The organism is Variovorax sp. KBW07 (assembly GCF_003852515.1).
Lineage (GTDB): Bacteria > Pseudomonadota > Gammaproteobacteria > Burkholderiales > Burkholderiaceae_C > Variovorax.
Genome location: NZ_QAJK01000124.1, coordinates 12,872 through 35,309, shown reverse-complemented (window position 1 = coordinate 35,309; position 22,438 = coordinate 12,872). Strand labels below are relative to the sequence as shown.

Here is a 22,438-nt window from a genome sequence, read left to right as displayed (position 1 = left end):
ATCGACGGTGTGGCGTGGGCAGAACCATGAAATCTGCATGGCAGCCGAAGAGTGGCTTTCATACCATGTCGGGCATCTGGTTCCAACAAGAGACACCCTCGATATGGCGACACTCGCTTCCCCCGCCCATGCCGGGCCTGCTGCCGCGCAGCCCCGGCTGACGCCCCTGTTGTGGCTCTGCTTGGCGGCCACCTGGGTGGTCTGGGGCTCGACCTACCTGGGCATCAAGTACGCACTGATCAGCTTTCCGCCGTTCCTGCAGATGGGCTCGCGCTTTCTTTTCGCGGGCGTGCTGCTCGCGGTGTGGATGCGCTGGCGCGGCGCACCATGGCCGACGCGCCTGCAGTGGCGCAATGCGCTGGTGGTCGGCGCGCTGATGCTGGGTGGAGGCATGGGCGGCACGGCGCATGCCGAGGTGTCGATCGGCTCGGGGCTGGTGGTGGCTTTCATCGCGGTCATTCCGCTGCTGATCGCGCTGTTGAACCTGATCTGGGGCGTGAAGCCGTCGCGGCTCGAAGCGGCGGGCATTGCGGTGGGGCTGGTCGGTGTGCTGATGCTCACGCAGGGCAGTGGCTTCAAGGCGTCGCCCGAAGGCCTGGTGGCGATCTGCGTGGCGTGCAGTTGCTGGTCGCTCGGCAGCGTGTTGAGCCAGCGCAGCCTGCCGCTGGCGCCCGGTGCCATGGGCTTTGCGAGCGAGATGCTGTGCGGCGGCGTGGTGCTGATGGTGCTGGCCGCGGTGTCGGGCGAAACGATGAGCTGGCCGCCACAGCCCGTGGCGGTGGTGGCCTGGGTCTACCTGGTAGTGTTCGGCTCGCTGATTGCGTTCAACGCCTACATGGTGCTGCTCGCGCAAGCGCCGGCCGCGCTGGCGGCGAGCTACACCTTCGTCAATCCGGTGATCGCCATGCTGTTGGGCGTGTGGATCGCCAACGAGACGGTGACGCGCTTCGAGTGGTATGCCGTGGGCGTGGTGCTGGCGGGCGTGCTGCTGTTGCTCTTCAAGCGCTCGAAGGCGGCCTGAGCAAGCGGCTGGCTGTGCCGGTTCAGGTGCCGGGGCGGCGCCAGAACGCGAGGGTGGCCGCGAGCAGCCACATGCCGACCGCGCAACCGCGGTTCAGCGCCGTGAGGCCACGGCGCGAGAGCCAGCGCACGGCCTGCGTTCCGGCGGCTGCGTAGGCCAGCATGACGCAGGTGTCGAGCACCACGAAGATCGCGCCGAGCAGCAGGTACTGCGAGCCCTGCGGCTTGCCGATGTCGATGAACTGCGGCAGGAAGGCCGCGAAGAACAGCACCGTCTTCGGGTTGGACAGCGCCACGAGCAGGCTGCGCATCAGTGCGACGCGGCCCCGCGGCCGCACCTCGATGGCGGACTTGGCGAGCGCGGTGCCCAGGTCGGTCGCTTCGCTGCGCCATAGCTTGAAGCCCAGCCAGACGAGGTAGGCGACGCCGGCCACGCGGATCGCGTTGAAGAGCAGCTCCGACGCGGCAAGCAGCGAGCCCAGCCCGAGCGCGACGACCGCGATCAGCGTGACGCTGCCGAGCGACGCGCCGGCAATGCCCCAGCTTGCGCGGCGCATGCCGCCGTCGATGCCATTGGACAGCGCCAGCAGCATGGTGGGCCCCGGGATCACGGCCAGTGCGAGCGAGGCGACGACGTAGATCAGCAGGGTGTCGGTGGTCATGGTTTGGTGGCCGGCGGCGGGCGTTGTTGCGAGGCGGCGCGGGCACGCGCCAGTGCGGCTTCGACGATGGAGCGCTTGCGCGTGTCGGCGGCCTGGGGTTCGGCGATGGCGGGGAGGGCTTGCGCCTCGTTTTTGGCGCCGCAGCGATGCTCGCCGTGCAGCTTGTAGCGTTGCAGCGCTGCTTCGGCCTGGGTTTGCGACCACGCCTGCCAGCCGCTGCGGCCCGGCGTTTCGACTTCGAGCGAAATGCAGTCGACAGGGCAGACCGGAATGCACAGCTCGCAACCGGTGCAGTGCGCCTCGATCACGGTGTGCATGCGCTTGTTGATGCCGACGATGGCGTCGGTGGGGCAGGCGTCGAGGCAGAGCGTGCAGCCGATGCACCAGGCCTCGTCGATGACGGCCATGGCGCGCGGGCCTTCGGTGCCGAACTGGGGATCGAGCGGCAGCAGGGGCTGGCCCGTGAGCTGCGCGAGCCGGGCAATGCCTTCGGCGCCGCCCGGCGGGCACTGGTTGATGCCGGCCGTGCCGTCGGCCACCGCTTGCGCATAGCCTGCGCAATCCGGGTAGCCGCACCGTGTGCACTGCGTTTGAGGCAGTGCGTCGTTGATGCGTGCGGCGAGCCCGTTCACTTGCTGTTGGCGTGCGCGCTTTTAACGCGCGGCGCGGGTGGCGGGCTTCTTGCGCGCCACGGGCTTCTTGGCGGCCGCGACCGTGGTGGCCTTGGGCTTGGCCGGGGGCCTTGCTGCTGCGGCAACCGTGGCAACTGTGGCCTTGCGGCGGGCCGGCTTGACGGTGTCTTCGGCGGCCAGGGCATCGCGCGCGCTGGCGCGGCTTTGCGGCTGGTCGTTGGCGGCGATGAACTTCACCAGCTTGGGGTAGACCAGTTCGCGCCAGCGGCGGCCACTGAAGATGCCGTAGTGGCCCGCGCCCTTGACTTCGTAGTGCTCGCGCTTGGAGTCGGCGACGCCGGTGCACAGGCTGTGCGCGGCTTCGGTCTGGCCCGAGCCCGAGATGTCGTCGAGCTCGCCTTCGACCGTCAGCAGCGCGGCGGTGCGGATGTCTTGCGGACGCACGCGCTCGATCTGGCCTTCGGGGTTCTTCACGTCCCAGGTGCCGTTGACCAGCTCGAACTGCTGGAACACGGTGCGGATGGTGTCCAGGTAGTAGTCGGCGTCCATGTCGAGCACGGCGTTGTACTCGTCGTAGAACTTGCGGTGGGCCTCGGCGCTGGCGTCGTCGCCCTTGATGAGGTCCTTGAAGTAGTCGTAGTGGCTGGTGGCATGGCGGTCGGGGTTCATGGCCACGAAGCCGGTGTGCTGCAGGAAGCCCGGGTACACGCGGCGGCCTTCACCGGGGAAGCCTTGCGGCACGCGGTAGATCACGTTGTTCTCGAACCACTCGTAGCTCTTGTTCATCGCGAGGTTGTTGACCGCGGTGGGCGACTTGCGGGCGTCGATGGGGCCGCCCATCATCGTCAGCGTGAGCGGCAGCGGTTCCTTGCGGCTGGCCATGAGCGACACGGCCGCGAGCACCGGCACGGTGGGCTGGCACACGCTCACCACGTGGCAGTTGCCGTACTCGGCCTGCAGCAGGCGAATGAACTCCTGCACGTAGTTGATGTAGTCGTCGAGGTGGAATTCGCCTTCCGACATGGGCACGAGGCGTGCGTTCTTCCAGTCGGTGATGTAGACCTTGTGGTCTTGCAGCATGGTGCGCACGGTGTCGCGCAGCAGCGTGGCGTAGTGGCCCGACAGCGGCGCCACGATCAGCACCACGGGCTGGCTCTTGAGCGTCTTGAGAATGTGCGGCTCGTCGGTGAAGCGCTTGAAGCGGCGCAGTTCGCAGAACGGCTTGTCGAGCTCGATCGCTTCCTGGATGACGACCTCTTCGCCGTCGACCTTGACCGACTTGATGTTGAACTCGGGCTTTTCGTAGTCCTTGCCCAGGCGGTAGAGCAGGTCGTAGCCTGCGGCCATGCGCTGGGCCATGGGCAACTGGCCCCACACGGCGCCCTGGCCGTAGAGCTTGGAGGCTGCCTGTGCGAAGTCCGAGAACGGCTCCATCAGGGAACGCTGGGCTTCGTAGAGTTGATAGAGCATCGCTGGTCTTGGAGTGGAATGTTGCGGTGCAATATATCAGCGCATTCGCTGCGATGCAGGGGGCCTAACCCCTACACCGACCCCGCTGCGAGGGTCCTTCTCTTGCAAAGTGTGGGGGAATCGTCNNGACGATTCCCCCACACTTTGCTGTCACCTAGATGACTTTGGCAATCGACGCGCAGACGTAGTCGATGTTCTTGCTGTTGAGCGCGGCCACGCACATGCGGCCGGTGTCGGTGCCGTACACGCCGAATTCATTGCGCAGGCGCACCATCTGGTCCTTCGACAGGCCCGAGTAGCTGAACATGCCGATCTGCGTGGTGATGAAGCTCATGTCTTCCTTCACGCCGGCGGCCTTGAGGCCGTCGACCAGCTTCTGGCGCATGGCCTTGATGCGCACGCGCATCTCGCCGAGTTCTTTTTCCCACAGGGCGCGCAGCTCGGGGTTGCCGAGCACCGCGGCCACCACGGCGCCGCCATGGATGGGCGGGTTGCTGTAGTTGGTGCGAATGGCGATCTTGAGCTGCGACAGCACGCGGCTGGCTTCTTCCTTGTTCTCGCACAGCACCGACAGGGCGCCGACGCGCTCGCCGTACAGGCTGAAGCTCTTCGAGAAAGAGGTCGAGACGAAGAAGGTCAGGCCGGCATCGACGAACTTGCCGACAGCCGCGCCGTCTTCCTTGAGGCCGTAGCCGAAGCCCTGGTAGGCCATGTCGAGGAAGGGCACCAGGCCCTTGGCCTTGACGACGGCAACCACCTGGTCCCACTGGGCGGCGGTGATGTCGTAGCCGGTCGGGTTGTGGCAGCAGGCGTGCAGCACGACGACCGTGCCGGCGGGCGCCGCGTTCAGGGCGGCCAGCATGCCGTCGAAGTTGATGCCGCGCTTGGCCGCGTCGTAGTAGGGGTAGCTTTCGACTTCGAAGCCCGCGTTGGTGAACAGGGCGCGGTGGTTTTCCCAGCTCGGGTCGCTGATCAGCACCTTGGCGCTGGGGTTGATCTTCTTCAGGAAGTCGGCGCCGACCTTCAGGCCGCCGGTACCGCCGATGCCCTGGATGGTGGCGACGCGGCCCGATTGCACGGGTTCGCTGTCCGCGCCGAAGACCAGGCCCTTGACGGCGTTGTCGTAGGCCACGATGCCGTCGATCGGCAGATAGCCGCGGGCCGAGGGGGCCTTCATCATGTTTTGTTCGGCTGCCTGCACGCACTGGAGCAGGGGCAGCTTGCCGTTGTCGTCGTAATAGACGCCGACGCCGAGATTGACCTTGTTGGGGTTGGTGTCGGCTGCAAATTGCTCGTTGAGGCCGAGGATCGGGTCGCGCGGCGCCATTTCGACCGCGGTGAACATAGACATGGAAAGGTCCTTTGGGATGAAAGCTTCGCTGGCAACCGGACTTGCGCTACGCTTTCCGGTTGCCTTGAATTTTACCGGCGCGATCGCCACCTGTCGGGAACAGCCATGCCAGAGAACAACGAAGCCATAGCAGACCTGAAGAAACTGGACCCGATCGGTCCGGCGAAACCGGGTGAATTCATCCGCTACCCCGACTCGCCTTTCGAGTTGTTCCAGCCCTATCCGCCGGCCGGGGACCAGCCCAAGGCGATCGACGGGCTGGTCGAGGGCGTGATCGACGGCGAGGTGTTCCAGACGCTGCTGGGCGTCACGGGCTCGGGCAAGACCTTCACCATGGCCAACGTGATCGCGCGGCTGGGCCGCCCGGCCATCGTGTTCGCGCCCAACAAGACGCTGGCGGCGCAGCTCTACAGCGAGTTTCGCGAGTTCTTTCCTAAGAACGCGGTCGAGTACTTCGTGAGCTACTACGACTACTACCAGCCCGAGGCGTACGTGCCGCAGCGCGACCTGTTCATCGAGAAAGACTCCTCGATCAACGAGCACATTGAGCAGATGCGGCTGTCGGCCACCAAGAGCGTGCTGGAGCGGCGCGACACGGTGATCGTGGCCACGGTGAGCGCCATCTATGGCATCGGCACGCCCGAGGACTACATGGAGATGCGGCTGATTGCCCGCGTGGGCGACAAGATCGGCCAGCGCGACCTGATCGCCCGGCTGATCCGCATGCAGTACACGCGCAACGAGCAAGACTTTGCGCGGGGCACTTTCCGCGTGCGCGGCGACACCATCGACGTGTTTCCGGCCGAGCACAGCGAGCTGGCCATCCGTTTCGAGCTGTTCGACGACGAGATCGAGTCGCTGCAGCTGTTCGACCCGCTGACCGGCCGTGTGCGGCAGAAGGTGCCGCGCTTCACGGTGTACCCGTCGAGCCACTACGTGACGCCGCGCGACAAGGTGCTGGCCGCCGTGGAAACCATCAAGATCGAACTGGCCGAGCGGCTCAAGGAACTGGTGGGCGCGGGCAAGCTGGTCGAGGCACAGCGGCTGGAGCAGCGCAGCCGTTTCGACCTTGAGATGCTCGCCGAAATCGGCCACTGCAAGGGCATCGAGAACTACACGCGGCACCTGTCGGGCGCGGCGCCCGGCGAACCGCCTGCCACGCTGACCGACTACCTGCCGAAGGACGCGCTGATGTTCCTCGACGAGAGCCACCAGATGATCGGCCAGCTCAACGCCATGTACAGCGGCGACCGGGCGCGCAAGACTACGCTGGTCGAATACGGCTTTCGCTTGCCGAGCGCCATGGACAACCGGCCGCTCAAGTTCGAGGAATTCGAGACGCGCATGCGCCAGTGCATCTTCGTTTCGGCCACGCCGGCGCAATACGAGAAGGACCATTCGGGCAATGTCGTCGAGCAGTTGGTGCGGCCGACGGGGCTGATCGACCCCGAGGTCGAGGTGCGGCCCGCCACGCACCAGGTGGACGACGTGCTGGGCGAGATCCGCATCCGCGTCGACAAGGGCGAGCGGGTGCTGATCACCACGCTGACCAAGCGCATGGCCGAGCAGCTGACCGATTACCTGGGCGACAACGGCGTGAAGGTGCGCTACCTGCACAGCGACGTGGACACGGTCGAGCGGGTGGAAATCTTGCGCGACCTGCGGCTGGGCACCTTCGACGTGCTGGTGGGCATCAACCTGCTGCGCGAAGGCCTGGACATTCCCGAGGTGTCGCTGGTGGCGATCCTCGATGCCGACAAGGAAGGCTTCTTGCGCGCCGAACGCTCGCTGATCCAGACCATCGGCCGAGCGGCCCGCAACCTGAATGGCAAGGCCATTCTGTATGCGGACCGGATGACGGACTCGATGAAAAAGGCGATCGGGGAGACCGAGCGCCGCCGCACGAAGCAGATTGCCCACAACGAGGCCCATGGCATCACGCCGCGCAGCATCGTCAAGCAGGTGCGGGACCTGATCGACGGCGTCTACAGCGAGAAGACCGGTAAGGAAATGGCCAAGCTCGACCTGGAACGCGCCAAGGTCGAGGACATGAGCGAAAAAGACATTGCCCGCGAAATCAAACGGCTCGAAAAGCAGATGCTGGAGCACGCCCGCAACCTCGAATTCGAGAAGGCGGCGCGGGTGCGCGACCAGCTGGCGCTGTTGCGGGAGCAGGCTTTTGGCGGTTCGAGCAGCGACAACATCGCGGGTTTGTCGCAGTAGGTCGGAGGTTCGCGTTCTTCAAGCGGGCAGCGCTGGGGTTTACCCCAGCAGACCTGAAGGTCTTCTGCTATACTTGACCGAAATACTCAACAACAAGAAGAACTTCGCGATGAAGGACCGACTCCTACCCCCAGGTTCACCGGGGTCAAGGGTCGGGCAGGGCGGAGACGAAGTCATCGCAGCCCCAGGCCGCGGTGTCATTTCAACGGTAAGCACTTGAAGGAGCTTGCGATGCGTCTCACTACCAAAGGCCGTTTTGCGGTCACAGCAATGATCGATCTGGCGTTGCGTCAGAACACCGGTCCGGTCACGCTGGCTGCGATCAGCCAGCGGCAGCAGATTTCGTTGTCGTACCTCGAGCAGCTGTTCGGCAAACTGCGCCGCCACGAACTGGTCGAATCGACCCGTGGCCCCGGCGGCGGCTACAGCCTTGGCCGCAAGGCCGCGGACATTACCGTGGCCGACATCATCGTCTCCGTCGATGAGCCCATCGATGCCACGCAATGCGGCGGCAAGGAAAACTGCCTGGGCGAAGCCGGCCGGTGCATGACGCACGAGCTCTGGGCCTCGCTGAACCAGCGCATGGTCGAGTTTCTCGATTCCGTCACGCTGCAGAAGCTGGTCGACGACCAGATCGCCAAGGGCGTGCAGATCGAGAACAAGCCGGTCGTCAAGCGCGCGATCTCGGCACAGCCGGTGGTCAAGCCGATTCGCGTGAATGCGCCGAATTCGGTGTTTGCCCTCGGCAACGTGTTCGCCAAGTCCTGAGTTTTCGATAGCGCCTTCGGGCGCTGTCACGAGCAGCCAGATTAAAAAACAACCCCCACGCCAGCACGAGCCAGCCATGGACGTAACTCCTCATTTCCCGATCTACCTCGATTACGGCGCGACCACGCCGGTCGACCCGCGTGTGGTCGACGCCATGATTCCCTGGTTGCGCGAGCACTTCGGCAACCCGGCGTCGCGCAGCCACGCCTGGGGCTGGGAAGCTGAAGAGGCGGTCGAGAAGGCACGTGCCCAGGTGGCCGAGCTGATCAACGCGGACCCTCGCGAAATCGTCTGGACGTCGGGCGCTACCGAGTCGATCAACCTAGCCCTGAAGGGCGCTGCTCAGTTCTACAAGGGCAAGGGCAAGCACCTGATCACGCTGAAGACCGAGCACAAGGCCGTGCTCGACACCATGCGCGAACTCGAGCGCCAGGGCTTTGAGGTCACTTACCTCGACGTCGAGGAAAACGGCCTGGTCGACCTCGATAAGTTCAAGGCAGCCATTCGCCCCGACACCATCCTGGCCAGCGTGCTGTTCGTGAACAACGAAATCGGCGTCATTCAAGATGTGGTCGCGCTGGGCAATGCCTGCCGCGAAAAGGGCGTGATCTTCCACGTCGATTCGGCCCAGGCCACCGGCAAGGTCGAGATCGACATCACGAAGCTGCCCATCGACCTGATGAGCCTCGCCTCGCACAAGACCTACGGCCCCAAGGGCATCGGCGCCCTGTACGTGCGCCGCAAGCCGCGCATTCGCCTCGAAGCGCAGATGCACGGCGGTGGCCATGAGCGCGGCATGCGTTCTGGCACGCTGCCCACGCACCAGATCGTCGGCATGGGCGAGGCCTACCGCATCGCCAAGCTCGAAATGAAGGACGACATCGCCCATGCGGCTCGCCTGCAGAAGCGCCTGCTCGACGGCCTGAAAGACGTGGAGCAAGTGTTCATCAACGGCGACCTCGAGAAGCGTGTGCCGCACAACCTGAACATGAGCTTCAACTACGTCGAAGGCGAGTCGCTGATCATGGGCATCAAGGGCCTGGCGGTGTCGTCGGGTTCTGCCTGCACCTCGGCCAGCCTGGAACCCAGCTATGTGCTGCGCGCCCTGGGCCGCAGCGACGAGCTGGCCCACAGCAGCCTGCGCATGACCATCGGCCGTTTCACGACCGAAGAAGAAATCGACTACGCCATTTCGACCATCAAGCACAACGTCGCGAAGCTGCGCGAGCTGAGCCCCCTGTGGGAAATGTTCCAGGACGGCGTCGACATCAGCACGATCCAGTGGTCGGCCCACTGACGGACAAGACAAGAACGGCCCACCCGGCGCTCCACGATTGAACAAAGTTTGAGAGGTACACCATGGCATATTCATCCAAGGTCATCGACCACTACGAAAACCCGCGCAACGTCGGCTCCTTCGAAAAAGGTGACGACACGGTAGGCACCGGCATGGTCGGCGCACCGGCTTGCGGCGACGTCATGAAGCTGCAGATCAAGGTCAACCCCGAAACCGGCGTGATCGAAGACGCACGTTTCAAGACCTACGGCTGCGGCTCGGCCATCGCTTCCTCGTCGCTCGTGACCGAATGGGTCAAGGGCAAGACGCTCGACGAAGCGGCTGCGCTCAAGAACGCGCAGATCGCCGAAGAACTGGCACTGCCGCCCGTGAAGATCCACTGCTCCATTCTGGCCGAAGACGCCATCAAGGCCGCAGTGAGCGACTACAAGGCCAAGCACGGCGTCAAAGCGGCCGAAGCCGAAGCTGTTCACTGACATGGCCGTCACGCTGACCGAAGCCGCTGCACGGCACGTCACCCGTTACCTCGGCAAACGAGGCAAGGGCGTGGGTGTGCGGCTGGGCGTGAAGACCACCGGCTGCTCGGGCCTGGCCTACAAGCTCGAGTACGTGGACGAGTTCACCCCTGAAGACGTGGTGTTCGAAGACCACGGCGTGAAGGTGCTGGTCGATCCCAAGAGCCTGGCTTACATCGACGGCACGCAGCTCGATTTCGTGCGCGAAGGCCTGAACGAGGGCTTCAAGTTCATCAACCCGAACGAGCGCGACCGCTGCGGCTGCGGGGAAAGCTTTCGCATCTGATGCGCCGTCGCTGACTGCGACCACAGCCGCCACCATGTCATGTGCTGGCGGTTTTTTCTTGCCATGAACCTGAACGACACCGACTTTGAACTGTTCGCCGTCCCGGCGACCTTCGCGCAGGACCGCGCCGCACTCGATGCGCGCTGGAAAGAGCTGCAGCGCGAGGCTCACCCGGACCGCTTTGCCGCGCAGGGCGCCGCAGCCCAGCGCGTGGCCATGCAGTGGTCGGTGCGCATCAACGAGGCCTACCAGCGCCTCAAGGACCCGATTCGCCGCGCCAGCTACATCTGCGAGCTTCATGGTGCGCCGCTGAATGCCGAGAACAACACGGCCATGCCTCCCGACTTCCTGATGCAGCAGATGGAGTGGCGCGAGGCGCTCGACGACATCGACAGCATTGCCGCGCTCGAGCAGCTGCAGGCCGAGGTCGAAGTGGCCCATGCGCGCGCGCTGTCGTCGCTCGACTGGCTGATCGACGAGAAGGGTGACTACCCCGCCGCTGCTCAGCAGGTGAGAGCCCTCATGTTCATTGAGCGCTTCGGGCAGGACGTCGAAGCCAAATTCGATCAGTTGGGACAATAACGAAATGCACCCCCACACTCCTCACTTCGTGTATTCGCTGCCCCCCGAGGGGGCGCAGGCCTCCCTTGGGGCGGCCCGGCGGGAGGCCTGATGGCTCTTCTTCAGATTTCCGAACCCGGCCAGGCGCCCGATCCGCACCAGCGCCGCATTGCCGTGGGCATCGACCTCGGCACCACGCATTCGCTGGTTGCCTCGGTGCGTAACGGCGTGGCCGAATGCCTGCCCGACGACCAGGGCCGCGTGCTGCTGCCCTCCGCCGTGCGCTACCTTGATGGTGACCGCCGCCAGATCGGCTTCGACGCGGTTGCTGCGCGCGCGCAGGACCCGGCCAACACCATCACTTCGGTCAAGCGGCTCATGGGCCGCGGCCTGGCGGACATCGCGAACCGCGAAGCCATGTCCTACCGCATCGAAGGCGGCGACGGCGGCATGGTGAAGGTGCAGACCCAGGCCGGCGAGAAGTCGCCGGTCGAGATCAGCGCAGAGATATTGGCAACGCTGCGCTTTCGCGCCGAAGACACCTTCGACGACGAGCTCTATGGCGCGGTCATCACCGTGCCCGCCTACTTCGACGAAGGCCAGCGCCAGGCCACGAAAGACGCCGCGCAGCTCGCCGGCCTCAACGTGCTGCGCCTGATCAGCGAGCCCACGGCCGCGGCCATTGCCTACGGCCTGGACAACGCGAGCGAAGGTGTCTATGCGGTGTACGACCTCGGCGGCGGCACCTTCGACATCTCGATCCTGCGGCTCACGCAGGGCGTGTTCGAAGTGATTGCCACGGGCGGCGATTCAGCGCTCGGCGGCGACGACTACGACCATGCGCTCGCCGATTTCGTGCTGGCCCAGACCGGCCTGCAAACCCGAAGCGACAACGACAAGGCCGCCATGCTGGTGGCCGCACGTGCCGCGAAAGAGGCGTTGACCGATGCCGATTTGGTGGCGTTCCGCGCGGAAGTCGCGGGCGCGACGGCCTCGTTCGAGCTGACCCGCGAACACTTCGACGCCGCAACCAAGCCGCTCACCGACCGCACCATCGCGGCCGTGCGCAAGGCATTGCGCGATGCGAAGCTCAAGCCCGACGACCTGCAAGGCATCGTGCTGGTCGGCGGCTCGACCCGCATGCCGCAGGTCCGCCGCGCCGTGGCTGAATTCTTCGGCCGCGAGCCGCTGGTCAACCTGAATCCCGATGAAGTCGTGGCGCTCGGTGCCGCGATCCAGGCCAATCAACTGGCCGGCAACAACGGCGCGGGCGAACTGCTGCTGCTCGATGTGATTCCGCTGTCGCTCGGCATTGAAACCATGGGCGGACTGGTCGAGCGCATCGTGCCGCGCAATCAGACCATCCCGACCGCGATGGCGCAGGACTTCACCACCTATCAAGACGGCCAGACCGCGTTGGCGCTGCACGTGGTGCAAGGCGAGCGCGACCTGGTGGCCGATTGCCGCAGCCTCGCGCGCTTCACGCTGCGCGGCATTCCGCCGATGGCCGCCGGTGCCGCGCGCATCCGCGTGACCTTTACCGTCGATGCCGATGGCTTGCTGAGCGTCAGTGCCAAGGAGCAGGGCAGCGGCGTCGAGGCCAGCGTTGCGGTCAAGCCCTCGTACGGCCTGTCGGACGATCAGATCGCGACCATGCTGCAAGAGAGCTTCTCCACTGCGCAGCAAGACATCCAGGCCCGCGCGCTGGTGGAAGCGCGCGTCGATGCAGACCGCATGCTGCTCGCCACGCAAAGCGCGCTGAACGCCGATGGCGACTTGCTGAGCGACAGCGAGCGCGCCGTGATCGACGCGTCGATGGCCAAGCTGCGCGAAGCCATCAAGGGCAACGAAGCCGCCACCATCGAAGCCGTGACCAAGGCGCTTGCCAACGACACCGAGGCCTTTGCCGCCCAGCGCATGAACGCGGGCATTGCGCGCGCGCTGGCTGGCCGTAAGGTCGAATCTCTGTAGAACAACAACATGCCCACGATCAAGATTTACCCGCATCCCGAGTACTGCCCGCAAGGCGCCGAAATTACCGCGCCCGCCGGCACCTCGATCTGCGAGGCGCTGCTCGACAACAACATCAACATCGAGCACGCCTGCGAGATGAGCTGCGCCTGCACCACCTGCCACGTCATCGTGCGCGAGGGTTTCAATTCGCTCAACGAAGCAGAAGAGGGCGAAGAAGACCTGCTCGACCGCGCCTGGGGCCTGGAGCCGCAATCGCGCCTGAGTTGCCAATCGATCCTGGCGCAGGAGAATGTGACGATCGAGATTCCGAAGTACTCGATCAACCACGCCAAAGAGAACCATTGAAAGAGTCACCGTATGTCGCGCCAGATCGTCCTTGATACCGAAACCACCGGCCTCTCCGCCGAGAACGGCGACCGCATCATCGAGCTCGGCTGCGTCGAGCTGTTTGCCCGCAAGCTCACCGGCAACGACCTGCACATCTACTTCAACCCCGAGCGCGAGAGCCATGAAGACGCGCTCAAGGTGCACGGCCTGACGACCGACTTCCTGCGCGACAAGCCGAAGTTCGCCACGCTGGGCAACGACATCGTCGAATACCTGCGCGGCGCCGAGCTGATCATTCACAACGCGGCCTTCGACGTCGGGTTCCTGAACAAGGAGCTCGAAATGGCGGGCCTGCCGCCGCTGCGCAGCTTCGTCGGCGAAGTGACCGACACGCTGGCCATGGCCAAGCTGGTGTACCCCGGCAAGCGCAACTCGCTCGACGCGCTGTGCGACCGCTTCGGCGTCGACCGTTCCAACCGTACCTTCCACGGCGCCAAGCTCGACGCGCAGCTGCTGGCCGATGTGTACATCAACCTCACGCGCGGGCAAGACGCGCTGCTGATCGACGTGGCCTCGAACGAGCCTGAGCAGGGCACCACCGTGGTGGCGATCGACCTGACCCAGTTCGAGCTGCCGGTGATCATGGCGGCCGAGCATGAGCTGACCGCGCACGAGGCCGTGTTGGCGCAACTCGATAAATCAAGCAACGGCAAAACCTTGTTTCGCCAAAACGCTTAAAAAGCTGTGGCATAATCTGAGGCTTCGCACAGCGCGATACGTTTTCAAGACGCTGCAGTCAAACAGCAGCGTCAAGGGCGGTTAGCTCAGGGGTAGAGCACAGCATTCACACTGCTGGGGTCGGAGGTTCGAAACCTCCACCGCCCACCAAACTTGATAAAAAGCGACCTGGATCTCCAGGTCGCTTTTTTTGTTTGTGCGCTTGCTTGGGGTGGGGGAGGCTAGTTGGCCTTGAACAGGTCTTCGCAGCTGTCGCACGCAAAGTACAGCTTCTGCTCCCCGCATTGAACAGAACCCGTGGCGCCGGCACGAATCTGCCAGTCGCACGATTTGCCCTGGCGGCTCAGCGTTCCCTCGACGTAGCAGGGCGCCAGTTCGTAGTTGTCATGCAGCGTCTTGTAGTCGACCTGCCGTGCCCGCGAAAAGAATTCCCGCGCCTTGCCATGGCTCTGCGGCACATCGGAAGTGCGGCAGCGGGCCGGCTCGTCGGAATGAAAGTCGGCGACATAGACGTTGGAGAAGGCCGCGTCGCCGGTTGCGCAAGAAGCGACGAGCATGGCGCCGACGGCCAGGGCAATGGCACGCGCTTTCGCTTTCATTTCCATATCGCCGAACTCGCTTCGCCCGGATTCTTGTACGAGACGGTCGGGTGCCTGTAGACGTCGCTCGACTTCAGGTTGAACTGCACGTACAGCGCGTCGATCAGCCACTGGAGCGATGTGTTCTGTGCTGCCGTCACGGCTTCGTAGCTCTTGTCGTCGATGTGCATGCCGACCAGCTCGATGCCGATGGAATCGCTGTTCACCGGGTAGCGGTCGGGGTACGACTTGGCGCGCTCGTGTGCGTCGAGTGCATTGATCTGGCTGGTCCAGGACATCGCCAGCATCTTGGCCATCGCGGCCGTGTCGCAACTGCTCTTGTTGACGGTCAGGCACTTCGATTTGATGAGCTTGCCGACGTGGTAGCAGCGCGCGAAGACGCTGGCGGTCTGGTAGATCTGGCCGTTCTTGTCGATCAGGAAGTGGGCGCCGTTGCCGCCCACCTGGTAGCCGTTGAGGCTGGACTCGGCGGTTCCCGAATCGGTCTGGTGAACGACGATGGCGAGCACGCTGGGCAGGCTGCCGTGCTCGATTCCGGACGACCGCCGAAGGATCACCTTGGGATCGATCAGCATCCCGTTTGCATCGATGGTGGACATTGCTCTCCCTGAAGAAAACGAAGCTGGCCGGGTGCGGCAGCGCGTCAAAGTACAACATAGCCTCGGGGGATTTCAAAGACACAGGAAGTAGTAATGCGAGGGCTGGTCGCCTTGCTGCGAGGCGCATCGTGGCGAACCGGCGACGTTGAGCTATCGAATTGTCGGCACCCGCCGACGGCAAGTGCAGCCCGATGCTGGCGCCAGTACGGCGCCAGGCGCCTACAACTTCAGGCAAAGGAGAGCAGCCATGGCCACGCACCCCGATCTTCCGACCCCCGTCACTCCGAACCTGCCTGTCGAGCCCGACGAAGGGCCGGGCACGCCGTCCGACGAACCCACCGATCCCGAGCCGCCACCCTCCGTGTCGTGAGGTTTTCGGCGCGCAAGCCGCGATAAGCTTGCGCGATGGATGAAATCGATTGCGCCGTCATCGGCGGTGGTGTGGTGGGGCTGGCCGTGGCGCGCGAATTGGCGCTGGCTGGCCGGGAAGTGCTGGTGCTCGAAACCGAAGGTGCCATCGGCACCGGGACCAGTTCGCGCAACAGCGAAGTGATTCACGCGGGCATCTACTACCCGCAGGGCTCGCTCAAGGCGAAGCTGTGCGTGGAAGGCAAGGAACTGCTGTATGCCTACGCGGCGGAGCGCGGCGTGCCGCACCGGCGTTGCGGCAAATTCATCGTGGCGACATCGCCCGAGCAGGCTGGCCAGCTCGAAGCGATCCGGGTCAAGGCCGCGGCCAATGGCGTGGATGACCTGGTTCAGATCACCGCGCAGCAGGCCATCGCGATGGAGCCGCAACTGCATTGCGTGGCGGCGCTGCATTCGCCGAGCACCGGCATCGTCGACAGCCACGCGCTCATGCTGAGCCTGTTGGGCGATCTCGAAAATGCGGGCGGCATGCTGGCGCTCAAATCGCCCATCACGCGGGCTGAATGCGGTGATGGCGCCATCGTGCTGGTAGCGGAAGACGGAACGGCACTGCGCTGCCGCAGCGTCATCAATGCGGCAGGGCTCGGGGCGCCGGCGCTGGCCAGCCGCTTCGAAGGGCTGGCGCCCGAGACGATCCCCAAGGCGTACTTTGCCAAGGGCAACTACTTCACCCTGTCCGGCAAGGCGCCGTTCGGCCGCCTCATCTACCCCGTGCCCGAGCCGGGTGGCCTGGGCGTGCACCTTACCGTCGACCTGGGCGGCCAAGCCAAGTTCGGGCCCGACGTGCAATGGGTCGCGTCGGCCGACGACCTGGTGGTCGACCCCGCGCGTGGCGATGGCTTCTATGCCGAGGTTCGCAAGTACTGGCCTGCGTTGCCCGATGGCGCGCTGATCCCGGGCTATGCGGGCATGCGGCCCAAGATTTCGGGACCGGGCGAACCGGCCGCCGACTTCGTGATCGACGGCCCCGAGTCGCATGGCGTGCCGGGGCTGGTGAACCTGTTCGGCATCGAATCGCCGGGGCTCACGAGCAGCTTGGCCATCGGCCGCCATGTGGCCCGCCTGCTCGCGCAGGCCTGACGTTCAAGGCCGCATCGTGAGGGCATTGGGTGCGACGGCGGGCACAAGTCCGCACATCTGTCGCGCATGAGGGGCTTTCGAGCCTGTAACATGACAGCACGCCATATGCTGGCGTGAAGCCGCCGGCGCGGTGCCGGTGTCATCACGGAGGAAAGATTCCAATGAGTGCATCCAACAATCTTGAAGCAGCAGCCGAAGACATCGCGAGCGACGTGCGCGGCGTGCTGGCCAGCAAGGACCTGGATTCGGTTCCCCACATCAAGGCGCTGCGCCAGCGCATCGACACCAAGCTCGCCATCGCGCGCGAGCTCGCCGCCGAAAAAAGCAAGCTTGCCGCCAAGAAGGCGCGAGACGCGGCCACCGCCACCAACGCCTACGCTCACGACGAACCATGGCAGATCGCCGGTGCCGCACTGGCCGTCGGCGTGCTGGTGGGCCTGCTGCTTGGCCGCCGCTGACCTGAGCACCCACCGCAGCATCGTTCACCAGGCGCCTCGGCGCACTGCCGGGGCCGGCTCATGAGGCTGCGGTCATTGTTCGGGCTCGACGCCCGGATCCGTCGGCTGCGCATTGCCGCCGCCGAAGGCGCCCTGGCCGCCGAAGACCGGGTGCAACTGCTGCGCATGGCATGGGAAGACGAGAAGCAGCGCCTCAAGCTGATGCTCGTGTTCGTGGTCGCCGTGCTGGGGTTGACCACCGTCGCCGTGGCGCTGCTGTCGATGGCGGTGGTGGTGAATTTCTGGGACACGCCATACCGCGCCACGGCCGCCTGGTCGGTGGCCGGTGTGTGGATCGCGCTTTGGGTGGTGGCCGCCGTCGGCTTGCTGCTGACGCTGCGCAACGCGTCCAGCAGCTTCATCCCGACGCGCCATGAGTTCGAGCGCGACTGGGCCTGGGTGCAAGACCGCTTCGGCCTGGGCAAGGACCCGGAGCAGCACGAAGACGAACCACGCCCCGCACGCCCGGCCACGCGCGAAGAGCTGCTGGCCCGCATGGACCGTCAGCGCGAGCGCATCGCAACGATGCAGGGCGGGCGCGAACCCCAACCCGCGAGCGCCTCGGCCGATGCGCCTCCGCCCAACGAAACGGCTGCCGCCGCCGCGTTGCGCATCGCGAAGGCGCATCCGGTGGCCACAGGTGTCGTTGCCGCGGCTGCCGTCGTGGTGATCCGTCCGAAGCGCCTGCTGCGCTGGGCCGCAGTCATCGCGCCAATTCTCTGGCGCATGCGCTGAGAAGAAGCGAGACGAAAAAGCCTCAGGCCTTGCTGCGTTCCCGCAGCAGCGCCTGGGCAGCTTCGCGGACCAGCGCAGGGCCGCGATAGATCAGCCCCGTGTAGATCTGCACCACGTCCGCGCCCGCGGCGATCTTGGCCTTGGCATCGGCCGCGCTCAGGATGCCGCCGACCCCGATGATCGGGAAATCTTTCCCCAGTGCCGCGCGCAACTGCGCAATGACCCGGTTGCTCGCCTCGCGCACCGGCGCGCCCGACAGCCCCCCGGCCTCGCCCGCATGCGGCAGGCCCGCGACCGCGTCGCGTGCCAGCGTGGTGTTGGTGGCGATCACGCCGTCCATGCCGTGGCGCTGCAAGGTGGCGGCGATGACCGCGACCTGGGCTTCGTCGAGATCAGGCGCGATCTTCACGAACAGCGGCGAGCGCTTGTCGTGGCGCGCGGCCAGGGCTTCGCGCCGCTCGGCCACCGCGCCCAGCAGGGCGTCGAGCGCCTCGTCGCTCTGCAGCGAGCGCAGGTTGGCCGTATTGGGGCTCGAGATGTTGATCGTTACGTAGTCGGCATGCGGGTACACGCCGTCGAGGCAGGCCAGGTAGTCGTCCACTGCGCACTCGATCGGCGTGGCGGCGTTCTTGCCGATGTTCAGGCCCAGCAGCATCGGCGCCTTGGTGCCGCCGCCGGCCCTGCGAAAACGCGCCTTCTGCACGTTGGCCAGGAAGGCGTCGAGCCCTTCGTTGTTGAAGCCCAGCCGGTTGATGAGCGCGTCGCGTTGCGGCAGGCGGAACATGCGCGGCTTGGGGTTGCCCGGCTGCGCCTTGGGCGTCACCGTGCCGACTTCGACAAAGCCGAAGCCCATGGCCGAGAAGGCATCGATGCAGCGGGCGTTCTTGTCGAGCCCGGCGGCCAGGCCCACGCGGTTCGGAAAAGTCAGCCCGGCAAGCTGGACGGGGTCGTCCACGCGCGGGGCCGAGTAGGCGCAGGCCAGCGGCGTGTTCTGCGTGCGTGCCAGTCCGTCGAGGGTCAGTTCATGGGCATGCTCGGGGTCGAAACCGAACAGGAAAGGGCGGGCCAGGCCGTAGAGCGAAGAGGGCATCAGCAGGGGCATCGGATAATTCTCGACTTCAATGAGCCAAGGATTCTCCGCGATGACCGCACCCGCCTCCCCAACTTCCGCCCCTGGCGCCCCCGCCGCGCTTTCCCAGGACGAACTCAAGGCCCAGGTCGGCCTTGCCGCGCTGGCCTACGTGGTCAAGGGCGAGATCGTCGGTGTCGGCACCGGCTCGACGGTCAACAAGTTCATCGACGCGCTGGCCACCATCAAGGACCAGATCAAGGGCGCCGTTTCCAGCTCGGTGGCCTCGACCGAACGGCTGCGCGCACTGGGCATTCCGGTGTTCGACAGCAATGAAGTGGAAGAACTGGCCGTCTACATCGACGGGGCCGACGAAATCGATCACCGTGGCTTCATGGTGAAGGGCGGCGGCGCCGCGCTCACGCGCGAGAAGATCGTCGCGGCCCAGTCGCGCAAGTTCATCTGCATTGCCGATGCGTCGAAGCTGGTCGAGACGCTCGGTGCTTTCCCCCTGCCGGTCGAGGTGATCCCGATGGCCGTTCAGCGCGTCATGCGCCAGTTTGCCGCCATGGGCGGCATTGCCCAGGTGCGCGAGAAAGACGGCCTGCCGCTGGTGACCGACAACGGCCAGCACATCATCGACGTGACCGGCCTGCGCATCAGCGATCCGCGTGCCTTCGAGTCCGAGGTGAGCCAGTGGCCCGGCGTGGTGACGGTCGGCGTGTTTGCCTACCAGAAGGCCGATGTGTGCCTGCTGGGCACGGCCACGGGCGTGAAGACGATGCAGTTCGCCTGAAGGCAGAAGGACTGAAAGGACCGAAGGGTGGGCCGAACGGCCCTTCGGTTCAGGCCCGGATCAGAACTTGATGCCAGCCGGGTTGCTGGGGCTCGGTCCGCTCGGCGCGGCCTGCGGCGCGGGTTGCGCTGCCGGTGGTGCCGCGGCGGCACGCGGTGCGGGCGCCGCCTGCTGGGCAATCAGCGGCCGGGCTGGTGTGTTGCGGTAGCCCGCGGGCAGGCTGTTGCTCTTGGGGTAGCCGGCCGCATCGAGGTACTTCGACCAGTCGACGTCGCCGTAGCCCTTGAGCTGCTGCGAGCCGATCGTGAGCAGCGGCAGCGAGGTCTGGCCGCTCAGGCGCTGCAGCGCCTCGATCTCATCATTGCTCTTGATGGTGCGTTCCTCGAAGGGAATGCCGCGCGTGGTGAGCAGCGTGCGGCCCTCGCTGCAGGGGCCGCAGTCGTCGCCGGTGTACAGCGTGACCGGGAAGCGTTGTGCCACCTGGCGCAGTTCGTAGGGCAACCCTGTATTGGCTAACGTGCCGGCGGCGCCTTGCGGTGCGGCGGCGGGCTCGGTGCTGGCCGTGGGGGCGCGGTCGGAGAAGGTGACCTTGCCGTTCTTGTCGACCTGGCGGTAGACCGGCTGCGCCATGGCGCCCGCGGCAACGAGCACAAGGGCGAGGCCTGTCAGGCGATGCAGTGAGAATTTGTAAATGGTCGGATGCATCGCCCGAGTATCGCAAGCTTCAGCGCCGCATCAAGCGGGCTGGGCCTGCGCCATGCCCTGGTGTCGCAGCAGCGCATCAAGCTGGGGCTCACGGCCGCGGAAGGCCTTGAACGAATCCATCGCACTGCGGCTGCCGCCGGCCTCCAGGATGGCCTGGCGGTACTTGCGGCCGGTCTCGATGTTCGGCTCGCCATCGGCGCCCACGGTTTCCTCGAAGGCCGCGTAGGCGTCGGCGCTCAGCACCTCGGCCCACTTGTAGCTGTAGTAGCCGGCCGCGTAGCCGCCCGAGAAAATGTGGCTGAAAGTATTCGGCGTGCGGCTGAAAGCGGGCGAGGGCATCACCGCGACTTCGGCGCGCACCTTGCCGAGCAGCGCCATCACGTCGCCGGGCCTGGCGGCGGCCGCGTGGTACTCGGTGTGCAGCAGCATGTCGAACAGCGAGAACTCGATCTGGCGCAGCGTCTGCAGGCCGCTCTGGAAGTTCTTGGCGGCGGTCATCTTGTCGAACCGCGCGCGCGGCAGCGGCTCGCCGGTGTCGACGTGGGCCGTCATGTGGCTGAGCACGTCCCACTCCCAGCAGAAGTTTTCCATGAACTGGCTCGGCAGTTCGACCGCGTCCCACTCGACGCCGCTGATGCCCGAGATGTCGCGCTCGTTCACCTGCGTGAGCATGTGGTGCAGGCCGTGGCCGAATTCGTGGAAGAGGGTGGTCACGTCGTCGTGCGTGAGCAGCGGCGGCTTGCCGTCCACGCCGCTGGCGAAGTTGCAGACCAGTTGCGCGACCGGCGTTTGCAGCATGCCGTTGTCGGGGCGCAGCCAGCGGGCGCGCACGTCGTCCATCCAGGCGCCGCCGCGCTTGGCGGCGCGAGCCGAAGGGTCGAGGTAGAACTGGCCGACCTTCTGCACGCCTTGTGGGGTTTGGCGTTCGATGCGATAGAACTCGACGCTCGGGTGCCACGTCGGCGCGCTGTCGCGGCGGATCGACACTTCGAACAGCGTCTCGACGATCTTGAACAGGCCGGCCATGACCTTGGGCGCGGGGAAGTACTGCTTCACCTCCTGCTCGCTGAAGGCGTAGCGCGCTTCCTTGAGCTTCTCGCCGATGTAGCTCCAGTCCCAGGGCTGCGGGTCGGTGATGCTCAATTGTTCGGAGGCAAAGGCGCGCAGGTCGGCCAGGTCGCGCTCGCCGTAGGGCTTGGCCTTGGTCGCGAGATCGCGCAGGAACTTGACGACCTGCTCGGGCGATTCGGCCATCTTCGGCACGACCGACAGTTCGCCGAAGTTCTTGTAGCCGAGCAGCTTGGCTTCTTCTTCGCGCAGCGCGAGGATCTCGGTGATCAGCGCGGTGTTGTCGAATGCCGCATCGCCGAATTCGCTGGCCCGCGTGACGTAGGCGCGGTAGAGCGTTTCGCGCAGCGCGCTGCTCTTGGCGAACTGCATCACCGGCAGGTAGCACGGCATCTTGAGCGTGAGCTTGTAGCCGTCCTTGCCTTCGGCTTCGGCGGCAGCGCGGGCTGCGCTCACCACGTCTTCCGGCACGCCTTCGAGCTCGCCCAGCTTGGCGTAGTAGGCGAAGGCGTCGGTGGCGTCGAGCGCGTTTTCGCTGAACTTCTGGCTCAGCTCGGCCTGGCGTTCCTGGATGTCGGCAAAGCGCTTCTTGGCGTCGCCTTGCAATTCGGCGCCGCCCAGCACGAAATTGCGCACGGCGTTGCGGTGCGCCTGGCGTTGCTCGGCATTGAGCGTGGCGACGTCGATGGCCTTGTACTTGGCGTACAGCCGCTCGTCGGAACCCAGGCTGGTCCAGAAAGCGGTGACGCGGGGCATGGCTTCGTTGTAGGCGGCGCGCAGCTCGGGCGTGTCGGCCACGGCGTTGAGATGGCCCACGGCGTTCCAGGCGCGGCCGAAGCGCTCGGACGCGACTTCGAGCACCTTGGAAATCGCGTTCCAGTCGGCCGGAAACTCCGGTGCCGTGACGGTTTGCAGTGCGGTCTCGGCTTCGGCCAGCAGCACATCGACGGCGGGAGCGACGTGCTCCGGCTTGATGCGGTCGAACAGCGGAAGATCGGTGAAGTCGAGGAGGGGATTGTTCGTCATGGCCATGAAAG

General features: G+C 65.5%; 24 protein-coding genes and 1 tRNA gene. 16 read left to right on the top strand and 9 right to left on the bottom strand.

The features are described from left to right. Window positions 1–103 precede the first annotated feature (103 nt). Window positions 104–1,021, top strand: a complete 918-nt coding sequence (gene yedA, locus DBV14_RS23580; protein ID WP_124462639.1) for a drug/metabolite exporter YedA — start codon at window positions 104–106, stop codon at window positions 1,019–1,021. Window positions 1,022–1,043: 22 nt separating this feature from the next. Here yedA and DBV14_RS23575 read toward each other — a convergent pair whose 3' ends face one another. The 4 genes from DBV14_RS23575 to DBV14_RS23560 all read right to left on the bottom strand — a co-directional run bounded on the left by DBV14_RS23575 (window position 1,044) and on the right by DBV14_RS23560 (window position 5,135). Continuing rightward, complete coding sequence (locus tag DBV14_RS23575) at window positions 1,044–1,682, bottom strand: LysE family translocator (protein ID WP_124462637.1); 639 nt, start codon at window positions 1,680–1,682, stop codon at window positions 1,044–1,046. Continuing rightward, complete coding sequence (locus DBV14_RS23570) at window positions 1,679–2,314, bottom strand: RnfABCDGE type electron transport complex subunit B (protein ID WP_124462635.1); 636 nt, start codon at window positions 2,312–2,314, stop codon at window positions 1,679–1,681. The genes DBV14_RS23575 and DBV14_RS23570 overlap by 4 nt, the downstream gene beginning before the upstream one ends. A 21-nt stretch (window positions 2,315–2,335) precedes the next feature. Next, entirely contained in the window at window positions 2,336–3,784 is a 1,449-nt protein-coding gene (locus tag DBV14_RS23565) for a polyhydroxyalkanoate depolymerase (protein ID WP_124462633.1), read from the bottom strand. 154 nt (window positions 3,785–3,938) lie between these two features. Further along, window positions 3,939–5,135, bottom strand: coding sequence for an amino acid aminotransferase (locus DBV14_RS23560; protein WP_124462631.1), 1,197 nt, complete (start codon window positions 5,133–5,135; stop codon window positions 3,939–3,941). 105 nt (window positions 5,136–5,240) lie between these two features. Between DBV14_RS23560 and uvrB the strand changes: the two genes are divergently transcribed. From uvrB to DBV14_RS23510, 10 genes are all read left to right on the top strand, one after another. After that, window positions 5,241–7,358, top strand: a complete 2,118-nt coding sequence (gene uvrB, locus DBV14_RS23555; RefSeq protein WP_124462630.1) for an excinuclease ABC subunit UvrB — start codon at window positions 5,241–5,243, stop codon at window positions 7,356–7,358. Window positions 7,359–7,589: 231 nt separating this feature from the next. After that, window positions 7,590–8,126 carry a Fe-S cluster assembly transcriptional regulator IscR gene (gene iscR / locus DBV14_RS23550; RefSeq protein WP_093237517.1) on the top strand — a complete coding sequence of 179 codons (537 nt, stop codon included), beginning with the start codon at window positions 7,590–7,592 and terminating at the stop codon, window positions 8,124–8,126. A gap of 76 nt (window positions 8,127–8,202) precedes the next feature. Beyond that, window positions 8,203–9,423, top strand: coding sequence for an IscS subfamily cysteine desulfurase (locus tag DBV14_RS23545; protein WP_124462628.1), 1,221 nt, complete (start codon window positions 8,203–8,205; stop codon window positions 9,421–9,423). Window positions 9,424–9,485: 62 nt separating this feature from the next. After that, window positions 9,486–9,899 (top strand): Fe-S cluster assembly scaffold IscU, encoded by a 414-nt coding sequence (gene iscU / locus DBV14_RS23540; protein ID WP_124462626.1) that lies wholly within the window; start codon window positions 9,486–9,488, stop codon window positions 9,897–9,899. Between the two features lies 1 nt (window position 9,900). Beyond that, window positions 9,901–10,224 (top strand): iron-sulfur cluster assembly protein IscA, encoded by a 324-nt coding sequence (gene iscA / locus DBV14_RS23535; RefSeq protein ID WP_007828190.1) that lies wholly within the window; start codon window positions 9,901–9,903, stop codon window positions 10,222–10,224. Between the two features lie 63 nt (window positions 10,225–10,287). After that, on the top strand, window positions 10,288–10,806 hold the full coding sequence (hscB, locus tag DBV14_RS23530; RefSeq protein ID WP_124462624.1) for a Fe-S protein assembly co-chaperone HscB: 519 nt from the start codon (window positions 10,288–10,290) through the stop codon (window positions 10,804–10,806). 90 nt (window positions 10,807–10,896) lie between these two features. Next, window positions 10,897–12,756, top strand: a complete 1,860-nt coding sequence (gene hscA, locus DBV14_RS23525) for a Fe-S protein assembly chaperone HscA (protein ID WP_124462622.1) — start codon at window positions 10,897–10,899, stop codon at window positions 12,754–12,756. 9 nt (window positions 12,757–12,765) lie between these two features. Then, a complete protein-coding gene (gene fdx, locus DBV14_RS23520; RefSeq protein WP_093176617.1) occupies window positions 12,766–13,104 on the top strand; it encodes an ISC system 2Fe-2S type ferredoxin in 339 nt (112 codons plus the stop codon). 12 nt (window positions 13,105–13,116) lie between these two features. After that, complete coding sequence (gene dnaQ / locus DBV14_RS23515) at window positions 13,117–13,824, top strand: DNA polymerase III subunit epsilon (protein ID WP_124462620.1); 708 nt, start codon at window positions 13,117–13,119, stop codon at window positions 13,822–13,824. A gap of 75 nt (window positions 13,825–13,899) precedes the next feature. Beyond that, window positions 13,900–13,974, top strand: a tRNA-Val gene (locus DBV14_RS23510). A 71-nt stretch (window positions 13,975–14,045) separates the two neighbouring features. On the opposite strand, the gene DBV14_RS23505 is transcribed toward DBV14_RS23510, so the two are convergent. Next, the gene (locus DBV14_RS23505; RefSeq protein ID WP_124462663.1) at window positions 14,046–14,423 is read right to left on the bottom strand and encodes a hypothetical protein; all 378 of its coding nucleotides are present in this window, start codon (window positions 14,421–14,423) and stop codon (window positions 14,046–14,048) included. Then, the gene (locus tag DBV14_RS23500) at window positions 14,420–15,022 is read right to left on the bottom strand and encodes a peptidoglycan recognition family protein (RefSeq protein ID WP_124462618.1); all 603 of its coding nucleotides are present in this window, start codon (window positions 15,020–15,022) and stop codon (window positions 14,420–14,422) included. The genes DBV14_RS23505 and DBV14_RS23500 overlap by 4 nt, the downstream gene beginning before the upstream one ends. Before the next feature lie 145 nt (window positions 15,023–15,167). On the opposite strand from DBV14_RS23500, the gene DBV14_RS34015 reads away from it, so the two are divergent. The 4 genes from DBV14_RS34015 to DBV14_RS23480 all read left to right on the top strand — a co-directional run bounded on the left by DBV14_RS34015 (window position 15,168) and on the right by DBV14_RS23480 (window position 17,763). Beyond that, window positions 15,168–15,392, top strand: a complete 225-nt coding sequence (locus DBV14_RS34015; protein ID WP_260397200.1) for a hypothetical protein — start codon at window positions 15,168–15,170, stop codon at window positions 15,390–15,392. A gap of 35 nt (window positions 15,393–15,427) precedes the next feature. After that, window positions 15,428–16,531 (top strand): NAD(P)/FAD-dependent oxidoreductase, encoded by a 1,104-nt coding sequence (locus DBV14_RS23490; RefSeq protein WP_124462616.1) that lies wholly within the window; start codon window positions 15,428–15,430, stop codon window positions 16,529–16,531. A gap of 161 nt (window positions 16,532–16,692) precedes the next feature. Continuing rightward, window positions 16,693–16,989: a DUF883 family protein gene (locus tag DBV14_RS23485; protein ID WP_124462614.1), complete on the top strand. Its 297-nt coding sequence runs from the start codon at window positions 16,693–16,695 to the stop codon at window positions 16,987–16,989. Window positions 16,990–17,049: 60 nt separating this feature from the next. Next, a complete protein-coding gene (locus DBV14_RS23480; protein ID WP_124462612.1) occupies window positions 17,050–17,763 on the top strand; it encodes a phage holin family protein in 714 nt (237 codons plus the stop codon). Window positions 17,764–17,785: 22 nt separating this feature from the next. Here DBV14_RS23480 and DBV14_RS23475 read toward each other — a convergent pair whose 3' ends face one another. After that, complete coding sequence (locus DBV14_RS23475) at window positions 17,786–18,865, bottom strand: quinone-dependent dihydroorotate dehydrogenase (protein WP_124462610.1); 1,080 nt, start codon at window positions 18,863–18,865, stop codon at window positions 17,786–17,788. A 40-nt stretch (window positions 18,866–18,905) separates the two neighbouring features. On the opposite strand from DBV14_RS23475, the gene rpiA reads away from it, so the two are divergent. Further along, window positions 18,906–19,628, top strand: coding sequence for a ribose-5-phosphate isomerase RpiA (gene rpiA, locus DBV14_RS23470; RefSeq protein ID WP_124462608.1), 723 nt, complete (start codon window positions 18,906–18,908; stop codon window positions 19,626–19,628). A 60-nt stretch (window positions 19,629–19,688) separates the two neighbouring features. On the opposite strand, the gene DBV14_RS23465 is transcribed toward rpiA, so the two are convergent. Then, on the bottom strand, window positions 19,689–20,333 hold the full coding sequence (locus DBV14_RS23465) for a glutaredoxin family protein (protein WP_124462606.1): 645 nt from the start codon (window positions 20,331–20,333) through the stop codon (window positions 19,689–19,691). Window positions 20,334–20,363: 30 nt separating this feature from the next. Further along, a complete protein-coding gene (locus tag DBV14_RS23460; RefSeq protein WP_124462604.1) occupies window positions 20,364–22,433 on the bottom strand; it encodes a M3 family metallopeptidase in 2,070 nt (689 codons plus the stop codon). Between the last annotated feature and the right edge of the window lie 5 nt (window positions 22,434–22,438).